General features: G+C 73.7%; 20 protein-coding genes. 5 read left to right on the top strand and 15 right to left on the bottom strand.

All coding sequences use genetic code 11. The features are described from left to right. Positions 1-105: 105 nt before the first annotated feature. The 4 genes from J4E96_RS00540 to serS form a co-directional block, all read right to left on the bottom strand. Positions 106-1,479 (bottom strand): ABC transporter substrate-binding protein, encoded by a 1,374-nt coding sequence (locus J4E96_RS00540; protein WP_227423887.1) that lies wholly within the window; start codon positions 1,477-1,479, stop codon positions 106-108. Between the two features lie 134 nt (positions 1,480-1,613). Then, positions 1,614-2,636 (bottom strand): LacI family DNA-binding transcriptional regulator, encoded by a 1,023-nt coding sequence (locus J4E96_RS00535; RefSeq protein ID WP_227423886.1) that lies wholly within the window; start codon positions 2,634-2,636, stop codon positions 1,614-1,616. A 53-nt stretch (positions 2,637-2,689) separates the two neighbouring features. Continuing rightward, entirely contained in the window at positions 2,690-3,553 is an 864-nt protein-coding gene (locus tag J4E96_RS00530) for an HAD family hydrolase (RefSeq protein WP_319637718.1), read from the bottom strand. Next, on the bottom strand, positions 3,550-4,836 hold the full coding sequence (serS, locus tag J4E96_RS00525) for a serine--tRNA ligase (RefSeq protein ID WP_227423885.1): 1,287 nt from the start codon (positions 4,834-4,836) through the stop codon (positions 3,550-3,552). The genes J4E96_RS00530 and serS overlap by 4 nt, the downstream gene beginning before the upstream one ends. A 98-nt stretch (positions 4,837-4,934) precedes the next feature. Between serS and J4E96_RS00520 the strand changes: the two genes are divergently transcribed. Beyond that, positions 4,935-6,122 (top strand): diacylglycerol/lipid kinase family protein, encoded by a 1,188-nt coding sequence (locus J4E96_RS00520; protein WP_227423884.1) that lies wholly within the window; start codon positions 4,935-4,937, stop codon positions 6,120-6,122. 56 nt (positions 6,123-6,178) lie between these two features. Here J4E96_RS00520 and pheA read toward each other — a convergent pair whose 3' ends face one another. After that, positions 6,179-7,144 (bottom strand): prephenate dehydratase, encoded by a 966-nt coding sequence (gene pheA, locus J4E96_RS00515; RefSeq protein WP_227423883.1) that lies wholly within the window; start codon positions 7,142-7,144, stop codon positions 6,179-6,181. Positions 7,145-7,227: 83 nt separating this feature from the next. Between pheA and J4E96_RS00510 the strand changes: the two genes are divergently transcribed. Then, positions 7,228-9,633 (top strand): hypothetical protein, encoded by a 2,406-nt coding sequence (locus J4E96_RS00510; RefSeq protein WP_227423882.1) that lies wholly within the window; start codon positions 7,228-7,230, stop codon positions 9,631-9,633. Positions 9,634-9,853: 220 nt separating this feature from the next. Here the strand turns inward: J4E96_RS00510 and J4E96_RS00505 are convergent, their stop codons facing one another. The 3 genes from J4E96_RS00505 to J4E96_RS00495 form a co-directional block, all read right to left on the bottom strand. Next, a complete protein-coding gene (locus J4E96_RS00505; protein WP_406620443.1) occupies positions 9,854-10,672 on the bottom strand; it encodes a glycosyltransferase family 2 protein in 819 nt (272 codons plus the stop codon). Between the two features lie 219 nt (positions 10,673-10,891). Then, positions 10,892-11,719, bottom strand: coding sequence for a DUF5926 family protein (locus J4E96_RS00500; protein WP_227423881.1), 828 nt, complete (start codon positions 11,717-11,719; stop codon positions 10,892-10,894). Between the two features lie 31 nt (positions 11,720-11,750). Beyond that, complete coding sequence (locus tag J4E96_RS00495; RefSeq protein WP_227423880.1) at positions 11,751-12,071, bottom strand: rhodanese-like domain-containing protein; 321 nt, start codon at positions 12,069-12,071, stop codon at positions 11,751-11,753. Between the two features lie 61 nt (positions 12,072-12,132). Here J4E96_RS00495 and pgm point away from each other — a divergent pair, with 61 nt between their 5' ends. Then, positions 12,133-13,818: a phosphoglucomutase (alpha-D-glucose-1,6-bisphosphate-dependent) gene (pgm, locus tag J4E96_RS00490; protein ID WP_227423879.1), complete on the top strand. Its 1,686-nt coding sequence runs from the start codon at positions 12,133-12,135 to the stop codon at positions 13,816-13,818. A 25-nt stretch (positions 13,819-13,843) separates the two neighbouring features. Here pgm and J4E96_RS00485 read toward each other — a convergent pair whose 3' ends face one another. Continuing rightward, on the bottom strand, positions 13,844-15,424 hold the full coding sequence (locus J4E96_RS00485) for an HNH endonuclease signature motif containing protein (protein ID WP_227423878.1): 1,581 nt from the start codon (positions 15,422-15,424) through the stop codon (positions 13,844-13,846). An 80-nt stretch (positions 15,425-15,504) separates the two neighbouring features. Then, on the bottom strand, positions 15,505-15,816 hold the full coding sequence (locus tag J4E96_RS00480) for a GNAT family N-acetyltransferase (RefSeq protein WP_227423877.1): 312 nt from the start codon (positions 15,814-15,816) through the stop codon (positions 15,505-15,507). A 77-nt stretch (positions 15,817-15,893) separates the two neighbouring features. Between J4E96_RS00480 and J4E96_RS00475 the strand changes: the two genes are divergently transcribed. Beyond that, positions 15,894-17,111, top strand: coding sequence for an MFS transporter (locus tag J4E96_RS00475; protein WP_227423876.1), 1,218 nt, complete (start codon positions 15,894-15,896; stop codon positions 17,109-17,111). Here the strand turns inward: J4E96_RS00475 and J4E96_RS00470 are convergent. The 3 genes from J4E96_RS00470 to J4E96_RS00460 all read right to left on the bottom strand — a co-directional run bounded on the left by J4E96_RS00470 (position 17,108) and on the right by J4E96_RS00460 (position 19,313). Beyond that, positions 17,108-17,872, bottom strand: a complete 765-nt coding sequence (locus J4E96_RS00470) for a FadR/GntR family transcriptional regulator (protein ID WP_227423875.1) — start codon at positions 17,870-17,872, stop codon at positions 17,108-17,110. The two genes, J4E96_RS00475 and J4E96_RS00470, sit on opposite strands and share 4 nt — an antisense overlap. A 132-nt stretch (positions 17,873-18,004) precedes the next feature. Beyond that, positions 18,005-18,268 carry a YtxH domain-containing protein gene (locus J4E96_RS00465; RefSeq protein ID WP_227423874.1) on the bottom strand — a complete coding sequence of 88 codons (264 nt, stop codon included), beginning with the start codon at positions 18,266-18,268 and terminating at the stop codon, positions 18,005-18,007. 85 nt (positions 18,269-18,353) lie between these two features. Further along, entirely contained in the window at positions 18,354-19,313 is a 960-nt protein-coding gene (locus tag J4E96_RS00460; RefSeq protein ID WP_227423873.1) for a siderophore-interacting protein, read from the bottom strand. 145 nt (positions 19,314-19,458) lie between these two features. On the opposite strand from J4E96_RS00460, the gene J4E96_RS00455 reads away from it, so the two are divergent. Next, the gene (locus tag J4E96_RS00455; RefSeq protein WP_227423872.1) at positions 19,459-20,859 is read left to right on the top strand and encodes an APC family permease; all 1,401 of its coding nucleotides are present in this window, start codon (positions 19,459-19,461) and stop codon (positions 20,857-20,859) included. On the opposite strand, the gene J4E96_RS00450 is transcribed toward J4E96_RS00455, so the two are convergent. Together J4E96_RS00450 and J4E96_RS00445 are read right to left on the bottom strand one after the other, a co-directional pair. Continuing rightward, entirely contained in the window at positions 20,833-21,978 is a 1,146-nt protein-coding gene (locus J4E96_RS00450) for a VIT1/CCC1 transporter family protein (protein ID WP_227423871.1), read from the bottom strand. The two genes, J4E96_RS00455 and J4E96_RS00450, sit on opposite strands and share 27 nt — an antisense overlap. Beyond that, complete coding sequence (locus J4E96_RS00445) at positions 21,975-23,375, bottom strand: amino acid permease (protein ID WP_227423870.1); 1,401 nt, start codon at positions 23,373-23,375, stop codon at positions 21,975-21,977. Before J4E96_RS00445 ends, J4E96_RS00450 begins: the two co-directional genes overlap by 4 nt. Positions 23,376-23,530 lie beyond the last annotated feature (155 nt).

Below are 23,530 nucleotides of genomic sequence, written 5' to 3'. Positions count from 1 at the left end.
GCGTGCACGCGGTCGATGCCGTGCACGCCCGAGCGCCCGAGGGCGAATCGTCGGTCTAGCAGGTGTAGCGGGTGATGCGGATCGAGCCGGTCGAGCTGGGCGCGATCAGGAGGCCGGCCAGGCCGCCTCGATGTTGTCCACCGTCTCCTTGGTGCTCTGACCGGTGATCCAGTTGGTCGCCTGCTTCCAGAACGCGTTCGAGCCGACCGCGGCGGGCATCATGTCCGAGCCGTCGAAGCGGAAGACCGTGTTCGGGTCCTGGAGGATGCCGGCGGCAAGCTGGTCGATCGGGTTCGTCAGGTTCGCGACGTCGAGGCCCGTGTTGGCGCTGATCCAGCCGCCGCCCGTGGCCTCCGAGCTGATGGTGGCCTTCGTGTTGGCCCACAGGTCGGAGGAGAGGTACGTCTGGAAGGCCTGCACCTCGGGGGCGTCAGAGAACGCGAGGTTGAACTCGCCGCCGCCGAGCACCGGGTGGTCCTCCTCCGTCTCGCCCGGCAGGTAGAACGCGAACACGTCGCCGTCCTCGGCGACCGTCGTGCCCTCCGGGAAGTTCGAGGCGTAGAAGCTGGCCTGGCGGTGCAGCGAGCACGTGCCCTCGAGGATCGGCAGGCCACCGTCCTGGAACGTGGTGGTCGCGATGCTCGTGACGTCGCCGAGGCCGCCGTTGACGAAGTCGGGGTTCTTCAGGTAGTCGCCGACCCCGTCGAGCGCGGCCTCCGACTCAGGCGAGTTAAAGGGGATCTCGTGGTTGACCCACTGGTCGTAGACCTCCGGGCCCGAGAGCCGGAGCATGAAGTCCTCCATCCAGTCGGTGATCGGCCAGCCGGTCGCCTCACCGCTGCCGATGCCCGCGCACCACGGCACCTTGCCGTCGGACTGGATCTGCTCGGTGAGCGCCATGAGGTCGTCCAGCGTCGTGGGGACCTCGTAGCCGCTGTCCGCGAACTCGGTCGGGGAGTACCAGACGAGCGACTTCACGCTCGCACCCGACGGGGCCGCGTAGAACGTGCCGTCGACCGAGCCGTACGCCTTCCAGTCCTCGCCCCAGAACTCGTCCACGTTCGCGGCGACGTCGGCCGGGGCCTCGACGGCCGCACCGGTCGCGACGAGCTGCTGGAGCAGGCCCGGCTGCGGCACGATCGCGATGTCGGGCGGGTTGCCGGCCTTCGCGCGGACCAGGATCTGCGTCTCGAACGCCTTGTCGCCGGTGTAGACGATCTTCGCGCCGGTGCACTCCTCGAACGGCTTGTAGGAGTCCATGTAGGGGGTGTCCTCGGGCGTGACGATGCCGGTGTAGACATCGACCTCCTTGCCCGAGAGGTCGCCGTAGACCTCGAAATCGGCGCAATCGGCGGTCGTGTCTCCGGAGGCATCGCTTCCGCCACCGGAATCACCGCTCGAACAGGCCGTGAGGACGAGGGCGAACCCCAGCCCCCCGGCGACGGCCGCGACAGCGCGGCGACTACGAATGCTGGACATCTACTGACCTCCACGTCGTTGTGCTCAGGACAGCCCACGGGTCACCACAGCGTCACCCGGGGGTACGGCTCCCATGCAAGCGCTTACATCTGTCGGACGCAAGCCCAAACGGGCTCAAACTGGTAACGATTCGGTCACGCATGAGCGACGCCTTCGCGAGGCGGTCCGGTCGAGCTTCGGCGCACCAACCGGGTCTGGTAGACGAGGTCCGCCGGCGCCGACGTGCCCGCGATCATCGTGAGGAGAAGCGCCGCGGCGGCGGCGCCCTCCTCGACGGCCGGGTGCGCCATGGTGGTCAGCCCGACGAGCTCGCCGAGGTCGTGGCCGTCGATGCCGATCACCGAGACGTCCTGCGGCACGCGCAGCCCGAGCTCGCGCACCGCGAGGATCGCCCCCATCGCCATCTCGTCCGACGCCGCGAAGACCGCGGTCACGTCCGGCCGCTGCGCCAGCAGCTGGCGCATCGAGTCGCGGCCGCCGTCGAGGTCGAAGTGCCCGTGCACCTCGAGCGTCGGCTCGACGCTCAGGCCCGCGGCCCCCATCGCCTCGAGCCAGCCCCGGCGCCGCGCCGCGGGCGGCGAGAACGGGGTGACGTCGTCGGGCGCGCCGCTGATGTGCCCGATCCGCCGGTGCCCGAGGTCGATCAGGTGCTCCGTCGCCGTGCGGCCCGTGACCAGGTCGTCGAGCCGCACGGTCAGCTGCCCCTCGACGCCCGAGCCGACGAAGATCATCGGGTGGCCGAGCCCGACCAGCGCCGCCACCTCAGCCGGGTCGAGCGGCAGGCCGACGACGAGGATGCCGTCCACCCGGCGGCGCAGCACGTCGGGATCGACCCGCCGGCGCGGGGCGTTGCGAGAGATCTCGAAGGTGTACAGCAGCGCGCCGAAGCCCTCGGACTGCAGCGCCCGCTCGGCGCCCTCGATGACGTTCGCGAAGAACCAGTGCTTGACCCACGGCGTGAGCAGCCCGATCGTCATCGTCCGGCCGGAGGCGAGCGAGGCGGCCGACGGCGACGCGACGTACCCGAGCTGGGTCGCGACGCTGCGCACCCGTTCGCGCGTGCTGTCCGAGACGTTGGGCAGTCCACGAAGCGCGCGGGAGACGGTCGCCGTCGAGACCCCCGCGACCCGGGCAACTTCGTCGATGCCATGCGCCACGGTCGCTGACTGTGCCACCACTGCGGGTGCCCGTCCAGCCTTGCGCTCCGGCGTCAGGCGAGCAGGCTGCGCAGGACGGCGACGGCGCCGTCGTCGTCGATGGTGCCCGTCACCTCGTCGGCGACCTCGCGGACGGCCAGCGGGGCGTGGCCCATCGCGACGCCGCGGGCCGCCCAGTCGATCATCTGCAGGTCGTTGCTGCCGTCGCCGATCGCGACCGTGCGGGCCGGCTCGACCCCCAGCCGGCGGCGCACGACCTCGAGCGCGCTCGCCTTGGTGACGCCGTGCGGCGCGATGTCCATCCACGCGGTCCAGCCGACGGAGTAGGACACGTCGTCGAGCCCCATGCGGTGCACGAGCTCGTGGAACTGCTCGCTGGTGTGCCCGGGGCTGCGCACGACGAGGCGCGTGACGTGATCGCTCCACAGGTCCTCGAGGTCGACGACGTCGAGGACGCCGCTGAGCTCGCCGTCGGGGAACGGCTTGTTCACGCGGAAGCCGGTGCCGACCTGCTCGACCGCGAAGTGCGCCTCCGGCAGCTCGGCGTGCATGAGCCGCAGCGCCGGGCCCGGGTCGAACGTGATCCGGTCCACGATCTCGTAGCCCAGCGCGGTGCCGGGGTCCAGGCGCACGGTCACGGACCCGTTCGAGGACACCGCCCACCCCGAGGTGATGCCGAGCTCGTGGGCGATCGGCATGGTCGCGTGCACCGAGCGTCCCGTCGCGAGCACGACGTGGACGCCGGCGTCGAGCAGCGCGGCCACGGCGGCGCGGATGTCGGCGGACATCACCTCGTCGTACGTGACGAGCGTGCCGTCGATGTCGAGCGCGACGAGCATCGGCCCAGTCCCGACCAGGCGCGCGCCACCGAGCCCGCCGGGCCCCGCGCCGGGCGCGATCTCCTGCCCGGGCGTCATCGAGCGACCGGCTCGAGCACCTCGAGGCCGCCGAGGTAGGGCCGCAGGCCGACGGGCACGCGCACCGACCCGTCCGCCAGCTGGTGGTTCTCGAGGATCGCGACGATCCAGCGGGTCGTGCCGAGGGTGCCGTTGACCGTGGCGACGGGCCGGGTCTCGCCGGACTCGGTGCGCTCGCGCGTGGCGAGGCGGCGGGCCTGGAAGGTCGAGCAGTTCGAGGTCGACGTGAGCTCGAGGAACCGCTGCTGCGTCGGCAGCCACGCCTCGCAGTCGAACTTGCGCGCGGCGCTCAGCCCGAGGTCGCCCGCGGCCGTGTCGATCACCCGGTACGGCAGCTCGACCTTGGCCAGCATCTCCTCCTCGAACGCGAGCAGGCGGCGGTGCTCGGCCGCGGCGTCCTCGGGCGCCACGTAGCTGAACATCTCGACCTTGTGGAACTGGTGCACCCGGATGATGCCGCGGGTGTCCTTGCCGTACGAGCCGGCCTCGCGCCGGTAGCACGCCGACCAGCCGGCGTACCGCTTGGGCCCGGCGGACAGGTCGAGGATCTCGTTGGCGTGGTACCCGGCCAGGGCGACCTCGCTCGTGCCGGTCAGGTACAGGTCGTCCGCCTCGAGGTGGTAGATCTCGTCGGCGTGCGCCCCCAGGTACCCGGTACCGGCCATGATCTCGGGCTTGACCAGGGTGGGGGTGATCATCGGCGTGAACCCGGCGGCGAGCGCCGTGTCCATCGCCGCCATGAGCAGCGCCAGCTCGAGCCGCGCGCCGATCCCCGTGAGGAAGTAGAACCGCGAGCCGGACACCTTCGCGCCGCGCTCGGTGTCGATCGCGGCGAGCATCTCCCCGAGCTCGAGGTGGTCGCGGACCCGGAAGTCCGGGCCGTACTCGGCGGCGAAGTCGCGAACGGTGCCCTCGGTGCGCAGCACGACGTAGTCGTCCTCGCCGCCGGCCGGGACGCCGTCCTCGACCACGTTGGCGATGCGGTAGGCCGTCTCGGTGAGCAGCGCGTCCGCGGCATCGGCGTCGGCCTGCCGGGCCTTGACGTCCTGGGCCAGCGCCTTGGTCCGCGCGAGCAGTGCCGCCTTCTCGTCGCCGCGCGCGCCCGCGACCAGCTTGCCGAGAGACTTCTGCTCGGCGCGGAGCTGCTCGAACTCGGTGCGGGCGGATCGGCGGCGCACGTCGGCGGCCAGCACGGCGTCCACCAGCGCGGGGTCGTCGCCGCGGGCCAGCTGGCTGGCGCGGACGAGGTCGGGGTTCTCTCGGAGCAGGCGGAGGTCGATCACCCCCCGAGGGTAACGACCCGCCGGCACCGTCTGGTCCCGCGCCGTGCGCCGGCCCCACCTCGCGCGGCGCGGAAGGTCACAGGCCGTAGCGTTGCGCCATGTCTCGGCCCGAATGGATCAGCCTGATCGCCCTCGTCCTCGCCGTGGGCGCGATCGTCGTGGCGGCGCTCGCGATCAGGCGCGCTGGTGGGGTGCGCGGGGCACGGTCGGCCGCCGCGACCGCCGCCGCCGCGGAGCACCAGCCCAGCCCCGAGGTCACGGGCGACCTGGTCGCGTTCGTCGCGAACCCGACCAAGGCCGGCGCGTCCGCGCTGCGCGATGCGGCGATCCGCGCGTGCGCCGCGCGCAACATGCCCGAACCGCTCTGGTACGAGACGACGCTCGCGGACCCGGGGGTCGGCCAGGCGCGGGCGGCGATCGCCCGCGGCGCCGTCGTCGTCGTGGCCGTCGGGGGCGACGGCACCGTGCGCGCCGTCGCCGAGGCGCTCGCCGGGACGCAGGTCCCGATGGGGCTGATCCCGCAGGGCACCGGCAACCTGCTCGCGCGCAACCTGGACCTGCCGCTCACGGACGCGGACGCCGCGTTGGGGCTCGCCCTGACGGGCACGGGCCGCACGATCGACGTCGGCTGGCTGCGGGTCGAGCGCGACGGGGCCACGGTCGACGGGGCCCCGGTCGACGGGGCCACGGTCGACGCGGCTGTCGACGACGCGGCGGGCGCTCCCGCCGCCTCCCGCGCGGAGCCTCCCGCCCAGCCCACGGACCACATCTTCCTGGTCATCGCCGGGCTCGGCTTCGACGCCGCGATGGTGGCGGACACCGACGAGGTGCTCAAGGCCCGCGTGGGGTGGATCGCCTACTTCGTGGCGGGCGCGCGGCACCTGCACGGGCGCCGGCTGCACCTGCGGATCACCGTCGACGGCGCGCCCGCGACGGCGCTGCGCGTGCGCAGCCTGCTCGTCGGCAACTGCGGGCGGCTGCCGGGCGGCATCACGCTGCTCCCCGACGCCGTGCTCGACGACGGCTGGCTCGACATCGGCGCGATCGACACGCGCGGCGGGCTCGCGGGGTGGGCGCAGCTGTTCGGCGAGGTCGTGCTGCAGGGCGTCGGCATGCGCAACGGGCTGCCGGGCAAGATCGGCCGCATCGACCACTCGCGCGCGCGCCGGCTGCGCGTGGTCGCGGATCGCCCCGAGGCCGTCCAGGTGGACGGCGACGTGCTGGGCAGGGCCCGCGAGATCACGGTCCGGGTGGACCCCGGCGCGCTGACGGTCCGCGTCGCGTAGCTGGGTCAGCCGGGTGGACCGGTCAGCCGGGTGGACCGGTCAGCCGAGGGGACCGGTCAGCCGGCGAGCCACGTCCCGGCGCGCAGCGACGCGACCCACGAGCGCGCGCCGTCGAAGTCGGCGTCCGCGGTGCCCGGGCGCACGTCGGTCGGCGCGCCGTCGGCCCGCGGGTAGGAGCCCAGGAACCGCACGTGCGGGCAGACCCGGTGCAGCCCGATCAGGGCCTCGGCGACGCGCTCCTCGGCGAGGTGCCCGTCGGCGTCGATCGAGAACGAGTACCGCCCGAGCCGGTCACCGAGCGGGCGCGACTCGATCCGGGACAGGTTGACCCCGCGCGCGGCGAACTGCTCGAGCATCGCGAGCAGCGCGCCCGCCTCGTTGCTGGGCAGGTGCACCACGAGCGAGGTCTTGTCCGAGCCGGTTCGCGGCGGCAACGCCCCCGGGACGCCGACGACGACGAAGCGCGTCACCGCCGCCTCGTTGTCTGCGACGTGCTCGGCGAGCACCTCGAGGCCGTACAGGTGCGCGCTCAGCGGGGACAGCAGCGCCGCGTCGAAGCCCGGGTCGTGGCCCGGCGCGGTGTCCGCGAGCAGCGCGCCCGCGGCGGCCGTCGACGTCGCGGGCACGTGCACCGCCGCCGGCAGCGCGGCGTTGAACCAGCGCCGGCACTGCGCCCACGCGTGCGGGTGGGTCGCGACCCGGGTGACGTCCGCCAGCACCGTCCCGGCGCGCGCGGCCAGGACGAACTCCACGGGCACCAGCACCTCGCGCACGAGCACGAGCGGGCGTCCCGTCGCGAGCGTGTCGAGCGTCGCGGTGACGCCGCCCTCGACTGAGTTCTCGATCGGCACGACGGCGAAGTCGACGCGGGCGGAGCGGACGGCCTCGAGCGCCGAGACGACGTCGACCATCGGCACGTACTCGGCCATGTCGGGCGAGACGACCTGCCGCAGCGCGGCCTCGGTGAAGGTTCCCGCCGGCCCCAGGTAGGCGTAGCGCGGGAGCGGGGACGAGGCGGTCATCGGAAGGCTCCTTCATCGGGTCACGAGCGGGGCCGAGCCTAGCCGCCGCCGATCTCGTGGCGACGCGCCCGTAGGCTGGTCCGGTGCCTCGTCCCCCCCTTCTGACCCGTGCCGGCTGCGCTGCGGCGACGCTGATCGTCACGGCGCTGGCGACGTTCGCGGGCGCGAGTCCCGCTGCGGCGGCCGCGACCGAGGCCGCCGAGCCCGGGCCGGTCGTCGTCGTCGGCATGACCGGGCTGCGCTGGGAGGACGTCGGCGCCCTGACGACCCCCGCGCTGTGGGACCTGTCCCGCACCGGCTCGGTCGGGACCGTCGCGGCCCGCAGCCTGAACCCGTTCGCCTGCCCGGCGGACGGCTGGCTCGCCCTGTCGGCCGGCGCTCGCGCGGCCGACCTCGCCGCCGAGAGGTACGGGGACTGCCGGACGCTGCGCGAGCCCGGCGCGGACGCGCTCGTGCCCGGCTGGGCCGACTACGTGCAGTCCGCCCTCGAGGAGGACTACGACGCGAACCTCGGCGTGCTGGGCGACGCCGTCGCCGCCGGCGGGGTCACTGCGACCGGCATCGGCGCCGGCGCCGCGATCGCCCTCGCGGACTCGGGCGGGCGGGCGGTCGGCGTCCACCAGCGCCGGCCGTTTGCGGTGGCCGACCTCGAAACCGCGGTCCGGACGGCGCTCGGGACCTCGGCGCTCGTCGTCGTCGACGTCGGCACGGTGCGCGATCCCGGCGAGCTCACGGTCGACCGGGTCCCGTCGGGCCTCGACGCGGACGGCGACGGCCAGCCCGACCCCGGCGCCACCCCGACCCTCGAGCCGGGCGAGAGCGACGACGCCGACCTGACGGCGCCCGACGCGGTGACCGAGCCGACGCGGTCCGACCAGGTCCGCGCCGTCGACGCGCGCATCGCGGCGGTGCTCGACGCCGTCGACCGCTCGGGCCAGGACGCAACGGTGCTCGTGGCGTCCCTCGCCGACTCGGGGACGCAGCCGCATCTGCAGCTCGCCGCCGCGACGGGCCCGAGCGCGGTCGAGGGCGGCGCCCCGTTCGAGCAGACCCTGCTCGAGTCGCGGTCCACCCGCCAGCCCGGGTACCTCATGACCACCGACCTGACCCCGACGATCCTCTCGGCGCTGGGCATCCGCGACAGCGCGCCCGAGGGCGTCCTCGTGGGATCGCCGGTCACGACGACGGCGGGGCCGGAGCTCGCGAGCGGCCGGGTGGCAGCGATGATCGACCAGGATCGGCACGCGCGGGCGGTCCGCCCGCTCGTGGGCCCGTTCTTCACGCTGCTCATCGCCGTCAACCTCGTGCTCTACGCGCTCGTGACGCTCGGCCTGAACGGGGCCGTGCTCGCAAACCTGAGCACCGGCCTGAACCGCGTGCTGCCGGGTCGCGCGGGTCGCGCCGTCGCGCGCTCGCTGACCAGCCGCCCGGGGGTGGTGCTCGCGGGCCTGCGCGTCGCGGGCGTCGCGGTCGCCTCGATCCCGGTGGCGACCTTCCTCGCGAACCTCACGCCCTGGTGGCGCGTCCAGCCGCCGTCGTACGCGCTCACCGGGCTGATCCTCGCGTGGATCGCCGTGATCACGGGGCTCGCGCTGCTGCCGCCGTGGAAGTCGTGGCTGCTCGGCCCGGTCGGCGTCGTCGCCGCCGTGACCGCCGGGGTCGTCGCCGTCGACATCGGGACCGGCGGACGGCTGCAGATCTCCGCCCTGATGGGGGTGCAGCCGCTCGTGGGCGCGCGGTTCTACGGCTTCAACAACCAGGCGTTCGCGCTGTTCGCCGCCGCGACGCTGCTGCTCGCGGTCGCGGTGGCCAACTCGCTCGTGAAGCGGGGCCGCCGGGCACGGGCCGTGGCCGTCGTGGCCGCGATCGGCATCATCGCCACGGCGCTGGACGGCCTGCCCGGCCTCGGCAGCGACTTCGGCGGGCCGCCCGCGCTCGTCCCCGGGTTCGCGGTGCTCGGCCTGCTCGCCGCCGGCGTCCGGCTGACGTGGTGGCGGGTGCTCGCCGTCCTGTCCGCGGGCGCGGCCGTCGTGATCAGCTTCGCCGTGCTCGACTGGCTCCGGCCGGTCGACTCGCGGACCCACCTCGGGCGGTTCGTCCAGACGGTGCTCGACGGCGGCCTCGTCCCGGTGCTCACGCGCAAGGCCAGCCAGAACGTCGACATCCTGTTCGGCAACCCGCTGACGCTGCTGGCGATCGCGGGGGTCGCGCTCGTGGTGCTCGTGCTCGGCCGCCCGCTGCGAACCCTCGCGAGCGCGCCCGACGGTGGCCCCTTCGGCTGGCTCTCGGCCGGCGCGCCGCTGACGCAGCTCGGCACCGACGCCCCGATGCTGCGCCCGGGCCTGACCGCGCTCGCGATCACGTTGGGAATCGGGTTTGCGCTCAACGACTCCGGCGTCGTCATCCCCGCCGTGGGCATCGCGGTGGTGGTGCCGCTCCTGGTGGCGGCGTGCGCCGCCTGGATGCTCCGGGTCCGCCCCACCCGCTGACCGCCGCGGGCCTCGGGCCTCGGGCCGGCTCGCGGGTGTGGGCGTTCGGCTCCCTGCGGTTCGAGTGTGGGCAAACGGTTCCCCGACGGGGCCGTCGACCAGCAGATTCGCGACAGCGGCCTGCCGGAGAGCAGATCGCCCACACTCGGTGCGCCCGCCAAGGTCGGGCGTCAGCCGAGCGCCAGCGCCGTGCGTGAGCGCCGTTCGTCCGCGGCATGTGTCAGCGGTGGGTGCGCGGGGCCGCGGGGGGCGCGAGCTTGCCGCGGACGGCGCTGGCCGCGCCGCGCATCCGCCGGTTGCTGACCGCGAGCAGTACGTCGCGGTACTGGGCCGCCCGGTGCAGCTGACCGCGCAGATCCGTGCCCGACGGGCGGTGCCGCAGCTCGCAGGGCACCTCGACCGCGACGAACCCCTGCCGCAGCAGGTCGATCGTCATGCCCGTCTCGACGCCCCAGCCGCGCGCCAGCGGCGTCGCCGCCTCGAACGCCTCGCGGGTGAGGCAGCGCGTGCCGGACAGCGGCTGGGTGGGCGTCCACCCCGTGAGCGAGGCGATCGCGCGGCGCGCGGCGCCGACGACGATCCCGCGGCCACCCGCGCCGGGCTGCGGCGGCAGGAGCGCGATCGACACGTCGGCCGCGCGCTCGAAGACGGGGGGCACCAGCGGCGCGGTGTTCACCGCGGTGTCGCCCATGTCGCCGTCGATGAACAGCAGCAGCCGGGGCGGCCGGTCGTCGGTGTCGCGCATCGCGACCACCGCCGCGCCCGTCTCCATCGCGGCGGCCTTGCCCCGGTTGTGCGAGTGGCGCACGACGACGGCGCCCGCCTCGCGCGCGACGTCCTGCGTGTTGTCGACGCTGCCGTCGTCGACCACCAGCACGAGGTCGACGTGCGGGATCGCGCGTGCAGCGCGCACGGTCGCGGCGATCCGCCGGGACTCGTCCTTCGCCGGGATGATCACGGCGACGCGCTGGCGCGAGCGGGTGACGTGGCCGAGCGCGTCGGTCGTCGCGGTCGTGGCGGCGCCCGTGCCGTCGGTCACGGCGGCCGCGCTCACCTTCCGGCTCCGCCGACGCTTGGCCTTGCGGCCGCCGGTCCCGGGCTCGCCGGATCCGGCCGGGCCCGACTCGCGCGCGGCGGACGGGTCTTCCGGCACCTGCTCTTCTACCGTTTCCCCTGTCACGCGTTCCACCCTAACGGGGTGGGCGCCGTCGGCCATCCCCGTCCCCCCGCGCCGTCGCCCGCGCGTCTGCCGACGGCCTCAGCGGAGGGTGACCTGGCGGGCGACCAGGCCCGCGCGCGCACGGCGGGCGTTGGCGTCCAGCGGCGAGGTGTCTGCGAGCGCGGCCTCGAACCGCGTCCGGAACTCGGCGGCCGGCTGCTCGAGGTCCTCGACGGCCGTGCCGGGCGCCAGCTCCCACACCGGCACGACGACGCCGCTCGAGCGGAAGTAGCCGACGAACTTCGCGGCGCCGATCGCCGACTCGCGCGCCGCATGCAGCCGCGCGAGCGCGTCAACGAGCAGCTGCTCGTCGTGCGGCATCGCCCAGCGCAGGTACTCGCGCTCGCCCATGCGGCACCAGTACGCCGAGTCCACCGACGCGAGCTGGCGCGTCGGCACCATGGACTCGTTCGCCTGCTCGAGCGCCTCGCGCAGGTCGGCGCCGACCTCGGCATCGGGCGCGAGCCAGAAGTCGAAGCCCTCGTGCACCGTGACGTCGAAGCCGAGCGTCAGGTCGAGCACGTCCTGCAGACGGGGCCCGGGGACGGGGACGCCGCTCGTGGTCACCGCGCTCCCGGGCGTGAGCTCGAGGGCCTCGAGGAGAGCGGCCGCGACGTCCCGGCTCGCGTCGCCCGAGCCGGAGTTGGTCTGCAGCGCGACGAGCACGACGCCGTCGGCCCGGTGCAGCGCGGGCCAGGCCATCGGGAGCACCGTGGCGATGACGACGTCGCGCGAGCCGTACTCCGCGGTCGTGCGCACGGGCGCCGTCGCGGCGGGCACCACCTCACGCAGCGCGACCCAGTCGGGCTCGCCGGGCAGCCCGGCGAACGGGCGCAGCACGAAGTCAACGGAAGGTTTCTTGGCCATACCAGGAAGCGTACCGGGGGCGGTTAGCCGCTCAGACGACGGGCAGCCCGGCCCGGGACCACGCGACCATGCCGCCATCGAGGTTCTCGGCGCTGTAGCCGGACTCGTTCAGCCACGCCGTCGCGCGCGCGGACCGGGCGCCGCTGTGGCACACGACGAGCAGCGGTGCGCCGGCGGGCAGCTCCCCGACGCGCTCCACGAGCTCGCCGAGCGGGACGTGCAGGGCGCCCGGGGCATGGCCGGCGTCCCACTCGTCGCGCTCGCGCACGTCGAGCAGGGTGGTCCCGGCCGGGACGGGCGCGGCCGGATCGAGGTCGGCAACGTGGACGGCGGGCACCTGCGGCGGGAACATCTCGACAGAGTACGTGGCAGCGCTTGTGCCGAGCGCCGCCAGGAGTGAGAGCATCACCCCTATGGACCCGCGCGCCGGAACTCTCGCCCTCCCCTCGGACCTCATTGACCCGGATGCGGTGATCGCGGCGTACTACGACCGGGCCCCGAATCTCGACGACGTCTCGCAGCAGGTGATCTTCGGCACCTCGGGCCACCGCGGGTCGAGCCTGGACGGCGCGTTCAACGAGCCGCACATCATCGCGACGACGGCGGCGATCATCGAGTACCGCCGCGCGCAGGGCACCGACGGCCCGCTGTTCATCGGCCGCGACACCCACGCGCTGTCCCTGCCCGCCTGGCAGACGGCGCTCGAGGTGCTCGCGGCGGCCGAGGTCGAGGTGCACATCGACGCCCGCGACTCGTTCACCCCGACCCCCGCGGTCTCGCACGCGATCCTGCTGCACAACGGCGCGGCGACCTCGGCGGGGGTGCGCTCGCAGGGGCCTGGCCTCGCGGACGGCATCGTGGTCACGCCCTCGCACAACCCGCCGCGCGACGGCGGCTTCAAGTACAACCCGCCGCACGGCGGCCCCGCGGGCTCGGAGGCGACCGGCTGGATCGCGGCGCGGGCCAACGAGATCCTGCGCTCCGGCGCTGGGCAGATCCGCCGCGTCAGCCTCGAGACGGCGCTCGCGTCGGCCACGACGCGGCGCCACGACTTCATGGCGGCGTACGTGGACGACCTGCCCTCGGTCGTCGACCTCGCGGCGATCCGGCGCGCGGGCGTCCGGATCGGCGCCGACCCGCTGGGCGGCGCGTCCGTCGAGTACTGGGCCGCCATCGCGGAGCGGCACGGGCTCGACCTCACGGTGGTCAACCCGCGGGTCGACCCTCGCTGGTCATTCATGACGCTCGACTGGGACGGCAAGATCCGCATGGACTGCTCGTCGCCGTCGGCGATGGCGTCGCTGGTGCGCATCATGGCCGGCGACGGCGCGGGCGGTGCGGCCCCGTACGACCTCGCGACCGGCAACGACGCAGACTCGGACCGACACGGGATCGTCACCCCGGACGCGGGCCTGATGAACCCCAACCACTACCTCGCCGTCGCGATCCAGTACCTGTACTCCGGCGCGCGCCCGAACTGGCCCGCGACGGCCGCGATCGGCAAGACACTGGTCTCCTCCGCGCTGATCGACCGGGTCGCCGCCTCGCTCGGGCGCACCCTGCTCGAGGTGCCCGTCGGGTTCAAGTGGTTCGTGCCCGGCCTGCTCGACGGGTCGGTCGGGTTCGGCGGCGAGGAGTCGGCCGGGGCGTCGTTCCTGCGCACCGACGGCAGCGTCTGGACGACCGACAAGGACGGCCTCCTGCTGGCGCTGCTCGCGGCCGAGATCCAGGCCACCACCGGCCGGTCCGCGTCGCAGCACCACGCCGACCTCGTCGACCGATTCGGCGAGTCCTGGTACGCGCGGGTGGACGCCCCGGCGACCCTCGCCGAGAAGGCCACCCTCGGCAAGCTCACCCCGGACCAGGTCCGGTCGACGTCGCTGGCCGGCGAGCCCATCACCGCGAAGCTCACGACGGCGCCGGGCAACGGCGCATCGATCGGCGGGCTCAAGGTCACCACCGAGAACGCGTGGTTCGCCGCGCGCCCCTCGGGCACCGAGAACGTCTACAAGGTCTACGCGGAGTCGTTCGTCTCGGCCGAGCACCTCGCGCTCGTCCAGGTCGAGGCCAAGGCGGTCGTCGCCGACGCCCTCGGCTAGACACCTGATCCACGGTTGCAGCGGTTCAGAAGGGTGGGTCGTCGGGCTGGGGCGTGTGGAGCCAGGGCCGGTCGGGTGGCGGCGGCTCGGGATTGACCTCGGTGGCCGGTCGCTTGTAGCGGTGTTTGGTGGGTGAGGTCCACCAGGTGTCGCCGGTGGAGGTGTCGAGGTCGGGGTGCCAGCCGCCGTACGTCTTGGCCCGGTGATGGTGGCGACACAGCGAGTGCAGGTTCTCCGCGCAGGTCTGCCCGCCGAGGTCGGGGTGGTTGTGGTCGTAGGGGTCGCGGTGGTCCAGGTCGCACCGCCACGCCGGCATCCGACACCCCACGAACGTGCACGTCTTGTCCCGGGCCAGGACGGTTCCGGTCAGGTCGGCGCCGGGGCGGTACCCGCGCGGCCCGATCCCCGTCACGCACCCGGTGGCGGGGTCGGTGAAGATCCGCCGCCACGTCGCGTCCGCCGCGATCGCCCGGACCAGGTCTGCGGGGATCGGCCCGTACCCGGCCAGCTCCCCGGGCACCTCATCCAACCCCAACAACGTCGTCGCAGCCGCGGTCACCTGCAGGTGCGGTCGACGACCGTGCTCGGTCTTCAAGACCCCGCCCGGCAGTGCGGTGGTGGGGGCGATGCCGGTGGTGAGGATGTCGGCGCAGAGGTCGGTCAGGGCATCCGCGCGCCGCGCCGCCACCCCGCGCGGGTCGGCGGGGTCCGCGGACGCCGCGATGGCGTCGATCGCGGTGAACACCGTCATCGCGTCCTTGGCGGGTAGGTACGCGGTCAACCACGCCATCACCCCAGGCGCCGGGCTGACCCGCACATACCTGTCCGCGGCGTCGCGGGCGCGCCGCTCAGCGACGGCGGCCGGGTTCACGGTCAGCTCGACCTTACGCAGGCGCGCCTTCAACGCCGGCACCGTCAAACCCGCCGCGACCGGCAGCACCTTGTCCAGGACGGCGGCTGCGGCGTCGTCGTCGAGGTGCCCGACGCCGTCGACCAGGGCGGTGGCCTTGCGGTGATCGATCACCCCAGATGCGAGCGCCTCATTCACCGCGGGCCACGCCGCCAGTGAGGTCCCGAGGCTGACCTTTGCCTCCGCCACCGACCGGGTCATCACCAGCACCGACGCGACCTCGTCACCCACGAACTCCGACAGCCGCTGCGCGTCCCGGCGGCGGGCGAGCTCGGCGATCATCTCGCCTTGCCGCGCCGCAGCGAGTGAGGTGACGCGTTCCCAGGCGGCGATCGCCTCGATCAACACCGCATCATGCACATCCCCCGGGCACAGACCCTCAAGCAGGTCCACCAACGGCGAGCCCGGCGCCTGCCCCATCAACGCGGCGGCCAACGCGACCTGATCGATCGGACCCGCAATGCACGACCCCGCCGCCGCGGCCTGCGCCAACGCCGCCCCCGCCTCCGCAAACACCCGCCCAAGCAACAGCCCGAACGCCACATCCACCGAGAACGCCGGCGCAATGACACCCGTGGCGGTGGCGCACGCCGATGTGATGCCCGTGGACGTGTCGGCCGCCGAGGTGGCGCCCGCGACCGCCAGCCCGGCCCCCGCCGGGGCCCCCGTTACCTCGTCATCGCTCGGTTCGAACATGTGTACAGACTAGGACGGACCACCCACACGCACCCCACCCCGCAACCCGCCCTGTGCATAGACCCACGCAGGCAACCGGGTCAGCGCTGTTCGCTGTCCGGCGCCACCAGGTCCTGGTAGTCCGGGTGACGCCGGAGATACGCGCTGACGAAGGGGCACAGCGGGACGACCGTGCGGCCGCTCGCGCGGATGAGGTCGAGCGTGCCCCGCACGAGCCTGCCGCCGACGCCCTGCCCCTCGAACGCCGGCTCGACGATCGTGTGGATGACCACGACGACGCCGGGGCCGCCCGCCTGCCCGTCGTACGAGACATACCCGACGACAGCGCCGTCGTCGGCCCGTGCCTCGAACCGGGACTCGCTGGGGTTGTCCACGACGGTGAGGGTGTCCATGCGGCGATCCTGCCCGACGCCGGACGGGTACCGCATCTTCAGGAGCCGACGTCACATCCCGATGAGAAGATGTCCCGGTGCTCCGCCCCTATCGCGACATCCTGACCACCCCCGGGGCACTGGCCTTCTCCGCGGCCGGGGTGCTCGCCCGGCTGCCGATCTCGATGGTGGGGATCGGCATCGTGCTCATGATCACCGCCGAGTACGGCTCGTACGGGCTCGCCGGCCGGGTCTCGGCGGTCTACGTGGTCGCGAGCGCCGTCTGCGGCCCCCAGCTGGCCCGCTTCGTCGACGCCCACGGCCAGGCGCGCATCATGCGCCCGGCGACCGTCCTCGCGATCGGCGGGCTCGCCGCCCTCATCGCGGTCGCCGAGATGGGGTCGCACGCCGGCTGGCTCTACCTCACGGCCGCGGTCGCGGGCGCCCCGTCGGGGTCGTTCGGATCGCTCGTCCGGGCCCGCTGGTCCCACGTGCTCACGGACCCGCGCCGGCTGCACACCGCGTACTCGCTCGAGTCCGCACTCGACGAGGTGGTGTTCGTCGTCGGCCCCGTGGCCGCCACCGTGCTCGCCACCACCGTCGCGCCCGCCGCCGGCCTGGTCGTGCCGATCTTCGCGCTGCTCGTCGGCGGCTTCCTGTTTCTCTCGCTGCGGGGTACCGAGCCGGCGCCGCAGGCCCCGCCCCTGGATGCCGCGGGCAGGCGCGCCCACCAGGGCAGCGTGATGCGCGTGGCGGGCATGCGGGTGCTCGCGGCCGTATTCGTCGCGATGGGGGCGATCTTCGGCGCGACCGACGTCGCGACCGTGGCGTTCGCCCAGGAGCACGGCTCGAAGGGGTCCGCGGGGTTCGTGCTGGCGGCCTTCGCGTTCGGCTCGATGCTCTCCGGGCTGGGGTACGGCGCCCGGAGCTGGGCCGCGCCGCTTTGGAAGCGGTTCGCGATCGGCGTCGTCGCGCTCGCCGCCGGCGTCAGCCTCTTCTTCCTCGCCACCAGCCTGCCCGCGCTCGCCGTCGTCATGTTCGTCACCGGCTTCGCGATCGCGCCGACGCTGATCAACGGCAACGGCCTCGTCCAGTACTGCGTGCCCGACGGCCGGCTGACCGAGGGCCTGACCTGGGTCAGCACCTCGCTCGGGATCGGCGTCTCGGTCGGGTCGTCGATCGCGGGCATGCTGATCGACGACCGGGGCGCCCGCGGCGGATTCGTCGTCGTCGCGGTCGCAGCGGGGTTCGCCGTGGTCGCGACGCTCGCGTCGCTCCGCGCGCTCCGGGCGGGCAGCCCGAGCCGGCTCCCCTAGACCGACGACGCCTGCCCGTCCAGCGCGGCGTGCCCGTCCAACGCATGCCCGTTCAGCGCGCGCTTGTCCAACGACTGCCCGTCCAGCGCAGCGCCCGCGAGCGAGAGGTCGGTCAGCAGCTCGCGCATCGCGAGCTCCGCGCCCCGCGAGTCGCCGAGCTGCACGGCGCGCGCCACACCCTCGTGGGAGCCGAGGGCGGTCGAACCCGACTCCGTGGCGCCCGGCTCGGCCGGGGTGTACCCGCTGAGCACCTCCGCGACGACGCCCGTCATCGCCGCGAACATCTCATTGCGGCTCGCCCGGAGCAGCGTCGTGTGGAACTCGATGTCGAGGTCGAGGCCGTCCGCGCCCGCGTCGGCAGCCACCCGCAGGCTCGCCGCGAGGGCCACCAGCCGGGCGCGCTCGACCGTGCTGGCATACCGCGCGGCCTGCGCCGCCGCAAGGGGCTCGACGGCGGCGCGCAGCTCGACCAACGAGCGCAGCTGCGCCTCGCGGCCCGGCCCGGCCAGCCGCCACCGGATCACCCGGCGGTCGAGCACCGCCCACTCGTCGCTCGGCAGCACGACGATGCCGACCCGTCGGCTCGACTGCACCAGCTGGAGCTGCTCGAGCAGCCGCATGCATTCACGCGCGACGGTGCGGGAGATCCCGAACCTCTTCTGGATCCGCTCAAGCGTGAGCACCGTGCCCGCCGGCTTGATACCCGCCGTGATCTCCGTGCCCAGCACGTCGAGCACTGACCTGTGCAGCGCCTCCGCCATCGCACCTCCTCGCCCCGGCCGACACCTGTGTCCGGGACGGGGCTGCTGTGGCGCGCGAGGGTGACCGCTTCCAGATCTCTCGCAATTCGCTGCCTCGAATGTACCGTGCCCTTTGTCGGTGCCAAAACCGAATCAGGCAGAGTCGGAAGACTTGTCCTTCACCGCGTCGACGACCGACTTGACCGCGACGGTCACTTTGTCCTTCAGCGCCGCACCCTCGGTCTTCGCGAGATCACTCGCCTTGGCCTCCAGATCGTTGACCTGCGACTGGACCCGCGGGTCCTGCCAGACGCTGCGCGACCAGCCCTGAATCGCCTCGAACTGCTGGCGCCCGGCCCGGGTGCCGAGCACATAACCGATACCGGCGCCGGCGATAAATGCAAGCTTCGCTTTCATTGCATGTCCCCTCGTCGGATGCGCGGGTCGCCCCGCACGAGTTCTGAGCGTAGGCCGCCTGGGGCCCGCCCGCTGGTCGGGAGGCTCAGCCGTTCTCGGCGCGACCGCGGCGCCAGTAGCCCATGAACGCCACGGCCGATCGGTCGACGCCGCGCTCGGTCACGAGGTGCCGGCGCAGGGCCTTGATCACGGCCGCCTCCCCCGCGAGCCAGATGTACAGGTCGAGGCACGCGGCGAGCGGGCGGCCGACGCCGTCGACCGGGACCTCCCAGAGCAGCTCCGTGTCGACGTCGATCTCGCGCAGCGGGTGGGCCGCGGTGCACGATCCGCTGCACGTGCGGCCGGCGCTGCCCGCGATCAGTCGATCGGCGGCGGCCTGGACCGCGGGCTGGAGCAGCTCGCCGTGCGCGGCGCCGTCGCGGCCGAGCCAGCGCACGACGACGCCGGCCGGCGCGGCGAGCGTCATCGCGTCGCCGCTCGCGGGCACCTCGAGCAGCACCTCGCCGCTGGCGTCGGCGGGCAGGCGTTCGAGGATCGCGGCGATCGCGGGGACGGCCGTCTCGTCACCGGCGAGCAGCACACAGCCGGTGCGGGTCGGCGGGACGAAGTCGATGCCGCCGTGCACGCCGTCGTGGTCGGCGTTCGGCCCGAGCACGGTCAACCGATCTCCCGGGCGCGCCGCCGCCAACCAGCGCGAGGCCGGCCCGCCGTCGCCGTGCAGCACCATGTCGACGTCGAGCTCGCGCGCCGCGGGGCGCACCTCGCGGACCGTGTACGTCCGGATCGGGGGACGCTCGGCATCGGGCAGCGCGCGCCACTGCTGATACCAGTCGGCGCCGCGGGGCAGGTCGGGCAGGCGGCCGTCGGCGAGCGGGAAGAAAAGCTTGATGCGCTGATCGAAGCCGTTGTCGGCGAACCGGTCGAGCTGGTCGCCCGTGAAGGTCACACGCACGAACGTCGGGCCGAGCCGCACGGTCCGGGCGACGCGCACGTCGAACACGGCGAACGGCTGGGTGGCGACGGCGCGCTCAGCGGTCTGGGTCACGGAGCTATCGTGACATGCGCAGGGCAGGCTTACCTAACTTCTCGCGGGATCGCTCCGGTGGACGGCCGGCCCGGCGTGGGCCAGGCTGGATGCGAACGGGTGGCCGAGCGGGCCCACGGGCCCCCCGGACGAGCTGGGGGCAACGGTGGCGACTGGGAACGGGGCGGGCGATGGCACCGCCGGCGCGGCGGGACCTGACAGCGAGCCCGGCACCGAGCTGAAGCGGACGATCGGCCGGCGGGTGCTCCTGGTGTTCGTGGTCGGCGACATCCTCGGGGCCGGCATCTACGCGCTGACCGGCAAGGTCGCCGGTGAGGTCGGCGGCGCCATCTGGCTCCCGTTCGTGCTGGCGTTCGCGCTGGCGGCGCTCACCGCGACCGCTTATGCGGAGCTCGTGGGCAAGTTCCCGCAGGCGGCCGGCGCCGCGCTCTACGCGAACCGCGCGTTCCACCGCCCCTTCGTGACGTTCATGGTGGCGTTCGCCGTCATGATGTCCGGCATCACGTCCGCGAGCGCGGCGGCGCGTGCCTTCGGCGGCGACTACCTCACGGAGTTCGTGAGCGTCCCGACACTGCTCGCTGCGTACGCGTTCCTGGCGCTGGTCACGGCCGTCAATCTCGTGGGGATCAGCGAATCGATCAAGGTCAACCTGGTGCTGACCGCGATCGAGACGAGCGGCCTGCTTGTGATCATCGCGATCGGCGCGTGGTCGCTCGCGACGGGCGCGGGCGAGCCGGCGCGCGCGCTCGAGCTCGACCCCGAGGCCGGCTGGGTCGGGGTGCTCGGCGGCACCGCGCTGGCGTTCTACGCGTTGCTCGGGTTCGAGGACTCCGTCAACCTCGCGGAGGAGTGCCAGCAGCCGCGGCGGGACTTCCCGCGCGCGCTGTTCGCCGGCATCGGCATCGCGGCAGCGATCTACCTCGCGGTCGCGTTCACCTCGTCGATGCTCGTCGAGACCGACGTGCTCGAGGCCTCGACCGGCCCGCTCCTGGAGGTGGTCAAGGTCGCCGGGGTCGCGTTCCCGCCCGCGCTGTTCGCGCTCATCGCTCTGCTCGCGGTCTCGAACACCGCGCTTATCAACATGATCATGGCGTCCCGCCTCGTCTACGGGATGGCGCAGGAGGGCATCGTCCCGAAGGTGCTCGGTCGAGTGCACCGCGGCCGCCAGACGCCGTTCGTCGCGATCGCCTTCACCGTCGCGATCGCGTTCACCCTCATCACGACTGGCGACCTGAGCGGGTTGGCGGACACGACCGTCCTGCTCCTGCTGCTCGTGTTCGCCTGCGTGAACGTCTCGGTGCTGGTGCTTCGCCGCGCCCCGGCCGACCCGGAGAACCCCGCCCCCGCGTTCCGCGCGCCGACGTGGGCGCCCGCGCTCGGCGCGACCGCGTCCCTGGTGCTCGCGAGCCCCCTCACCGGGCGCGACGGCGCCGTGTACCTGCGCGCCGCGATCCTGCTCGGCGTCGGCGTCGTGCTCTACCTGCTGAACCGGCTCGCTACGCGACGGGGCCGTGCTGCTTCAGCCGAGGTTGGCGCCGAACACTAGTCCGAGCACGTAGGTGACGGCGGCCGCGCCGTACCCGATCGCGAGCTGGCGCAGCGCCCGCCGCACGGGCGGCCCGCCCGACAGGACGCCGACGGTCGCGCCCGTGATCAGCAGCGCGCCGCCGACCAGGAGCGACGCGACGGCGACAGCAGCCAGGCCCTCCAGCCCGAACAGGTAGGGCAAGACGGGGATGAGCGCGCCCGTCGCGAAAAAGCAGAAGCTCGAGAGCGCGGCCTGGGCGCCGGTGCCGACCGACTCGTGGGCATCGACGGCGGCGTCGCGCCCCGCGCCCTCGCCCGCCCCGGCACCCGATCCCCCGCCGTCGCCGTCGCCGTCGCCGTCGCCCGAGTACGAGCCCTCCCCGGCGCGCCGGAGCACCTCGCGCGCGTGGGCGGCCGCGTCGTCGGCCTCCATCCCGCGGGCGCGGTACACGAGCGCCAGCTCGTTTGCGTCGACGTCGAGGTCGAGCACGGCGCCGTCGGCGTGCAGGGTGGACGAGGACGCCTCGAGCAGCTCGCGCTGCGAGCGCACGGACACGTACTCCCCCGCCGCCATCGACAGCGCGCCCGCGAGCAGGCCCGCCATGCCGGTCAGCAGCACGGTCGAGTGCGACGCCCCGCTCGCGCCGATGCCGAGGATGAGCGCGAGGTTGCTCACGAGCCCGTCGTTCGCACCGAACACGGCGGCCCGGAAGGAGCCGGACATGCGGTTGCGGCCGCGGGTCGCGAGGCCACGGACGACCTCCTCGTGGATCCGCTCGTCGGCGGCCATCGCCGCGGTGGCGTCGCGGTCGGTCGAGTACGTCGACCGGGACTCGGCGCGCTGGGCGAGTGCGAGCACGAAGACGGAGCCGAAGCGCCGGGCAAGCCAGCCGAGCGTGCGGGTGCGAAAGTCCCCCCGCAGCGGCCGGCCGACGTCGTCGCCGAGCAGGTCGAGCCAGTGCGCCTCGTGGCGACCCTCCGCCCGCGCGAGCGCGAGCAGGATCGCGCGCTCCTCGCCGGTACGGCGGCTGGCGAGGTCGCGGTAGACCGCGGCCTCGGCGCGCTCGTCGGCGAGATTCTGGCGCCACCGGCGCAGGTGCTTCGCGCTCGACGCGCGCGTCGGGGTGGGGTCGGTCATGGGCGCCATCCTCCCAGAACGCCGCGGTCGCCCGCGGCGGCGGAGCGGGCCCGCACGCGCTCGCGGAGCACGTAGATCACGACGATGACGGCGACGACGCCGGCCGTCGCCAGGATCTGCGAGCGCGCGGCGCCGTCGGTGAGCATGAGGGCGACGAGGGCGACGAGCAGCACGACCGTCAGCCGGCCGAGGTGCGGGTGCGCCCACATGCGGACCGTGAGCAGGCCCGTCGCCTCGAGCTCGCGGCGAAGGCGCAGCTGCGAGACCGCGATCGCGATCCACATGAAGATGAGCGACGAGCCGGCCGCGTTGAGCAGGAAGCCGAGCAGCTGCTCGGGCAGCAGCCAGTTGAGCAGCACGCTCACCAGGGCGAACGCGACCGAGAGCAGCACCGAGACGACGGGCACGCCCTGCCGGGACACGCGCAGGAGGCCGGCCGGACCGTCGCCGCGGCCGGCGAGGGAGAACGCCATCCGGGACGTCCCGTACAGGTTCGCGTTGAACGCCGACAGCAGCGCGATGACGACGACGACCTCCATGACGGCGGCGAGCCCCGGGATGCTCGCGAGCTCGAGCACGGCGACGAACGGGCCGGCCAGCAGCGCCGGCGAGTCCCACGGGAGCACGAGCACCATGATCGCCACGGAGCCGACGTAGAACGCCATGATGCGCCAGACGACGCTCCGCGCCGCGGCGGCGATGCTGCGCTGCGGATCGGCCGACTCGGCCGCGGCGATCGTCACGATCTCGATCCCGCCGAAGGCGAAGACGACGACGAGCAGTCCCGCCGCGACCTGGCCGAACCCGTTCGGCGCGAACCCGCCGTCGCCGAGCAGGTGCGACAGGCCGACCGGCTCGGTGCCCGGCAGCCATCCGAGCGCGAGAAGCGTCCCGATCACGAGGAAGGCGACGATGACGATCACCTTGAGCGCGGCGAACCAGAACTCGAACTCGCCGAAGCTCCGCACCCCGACGAGGTTGACCGCGGCGAAGAGCGCGACGAGGGCGAGCGCCACGACCCACTGCGGCACGCCGGGCAGCCAGCCGTGCACGATCGACGACGCCCCGGTGATCTCGACGCCGAGCACCATGATGAGCGTGTACCAGTAGACCCAGCCGAGCGTGAAGCCGGCCCAGCGTCCGATGCCGCGCTCGGCGTACGTCGAGAACGACCCGCTGGACGGCAGCGCGGCCGCCATCTCGGCGAGCATGCGCATGACCAGGACCACAAGGACACCGGCGAGCGAGTACGAGACGAGGATCGCGGGGCCTGCCGTCGCGATGCCCGTTCCGGTGCCGAGAAACAGGCCGGCTCCGATCGCCGAACCGAGCCCCATCATCGTCAGGTGACGGACCTTCAGGCCCTTGCCGAGCTGTTCCGGTTCGCTGTCTGACACCTCGAGAGGGTAGGCGCGCGCCAGGCCACCCTGCCGGGACGTCCACGCACAGCGACCTCCCAGTCTCGGCCGGTAGGCTTTCTGGGTCCGCCGTCAGGGGCGTCGCACCGCGTTTCGCACCGATCCCCGACGGCCGCCAACCGATGAAGGGCCTA

It is taken from the genome of Pengzhenrongella sicca, assembly GCF_017569225.1.
Lineage (GTDB): Bacteria > Actinomycetota > Actinomycetes > Actinomycetales > Cellulomonadaceae > Pengzhenrongella > Pengzhenrongella sicca.
This window is presented reverse-complemented; position numbering and strand designations above follow the sequence as displayed.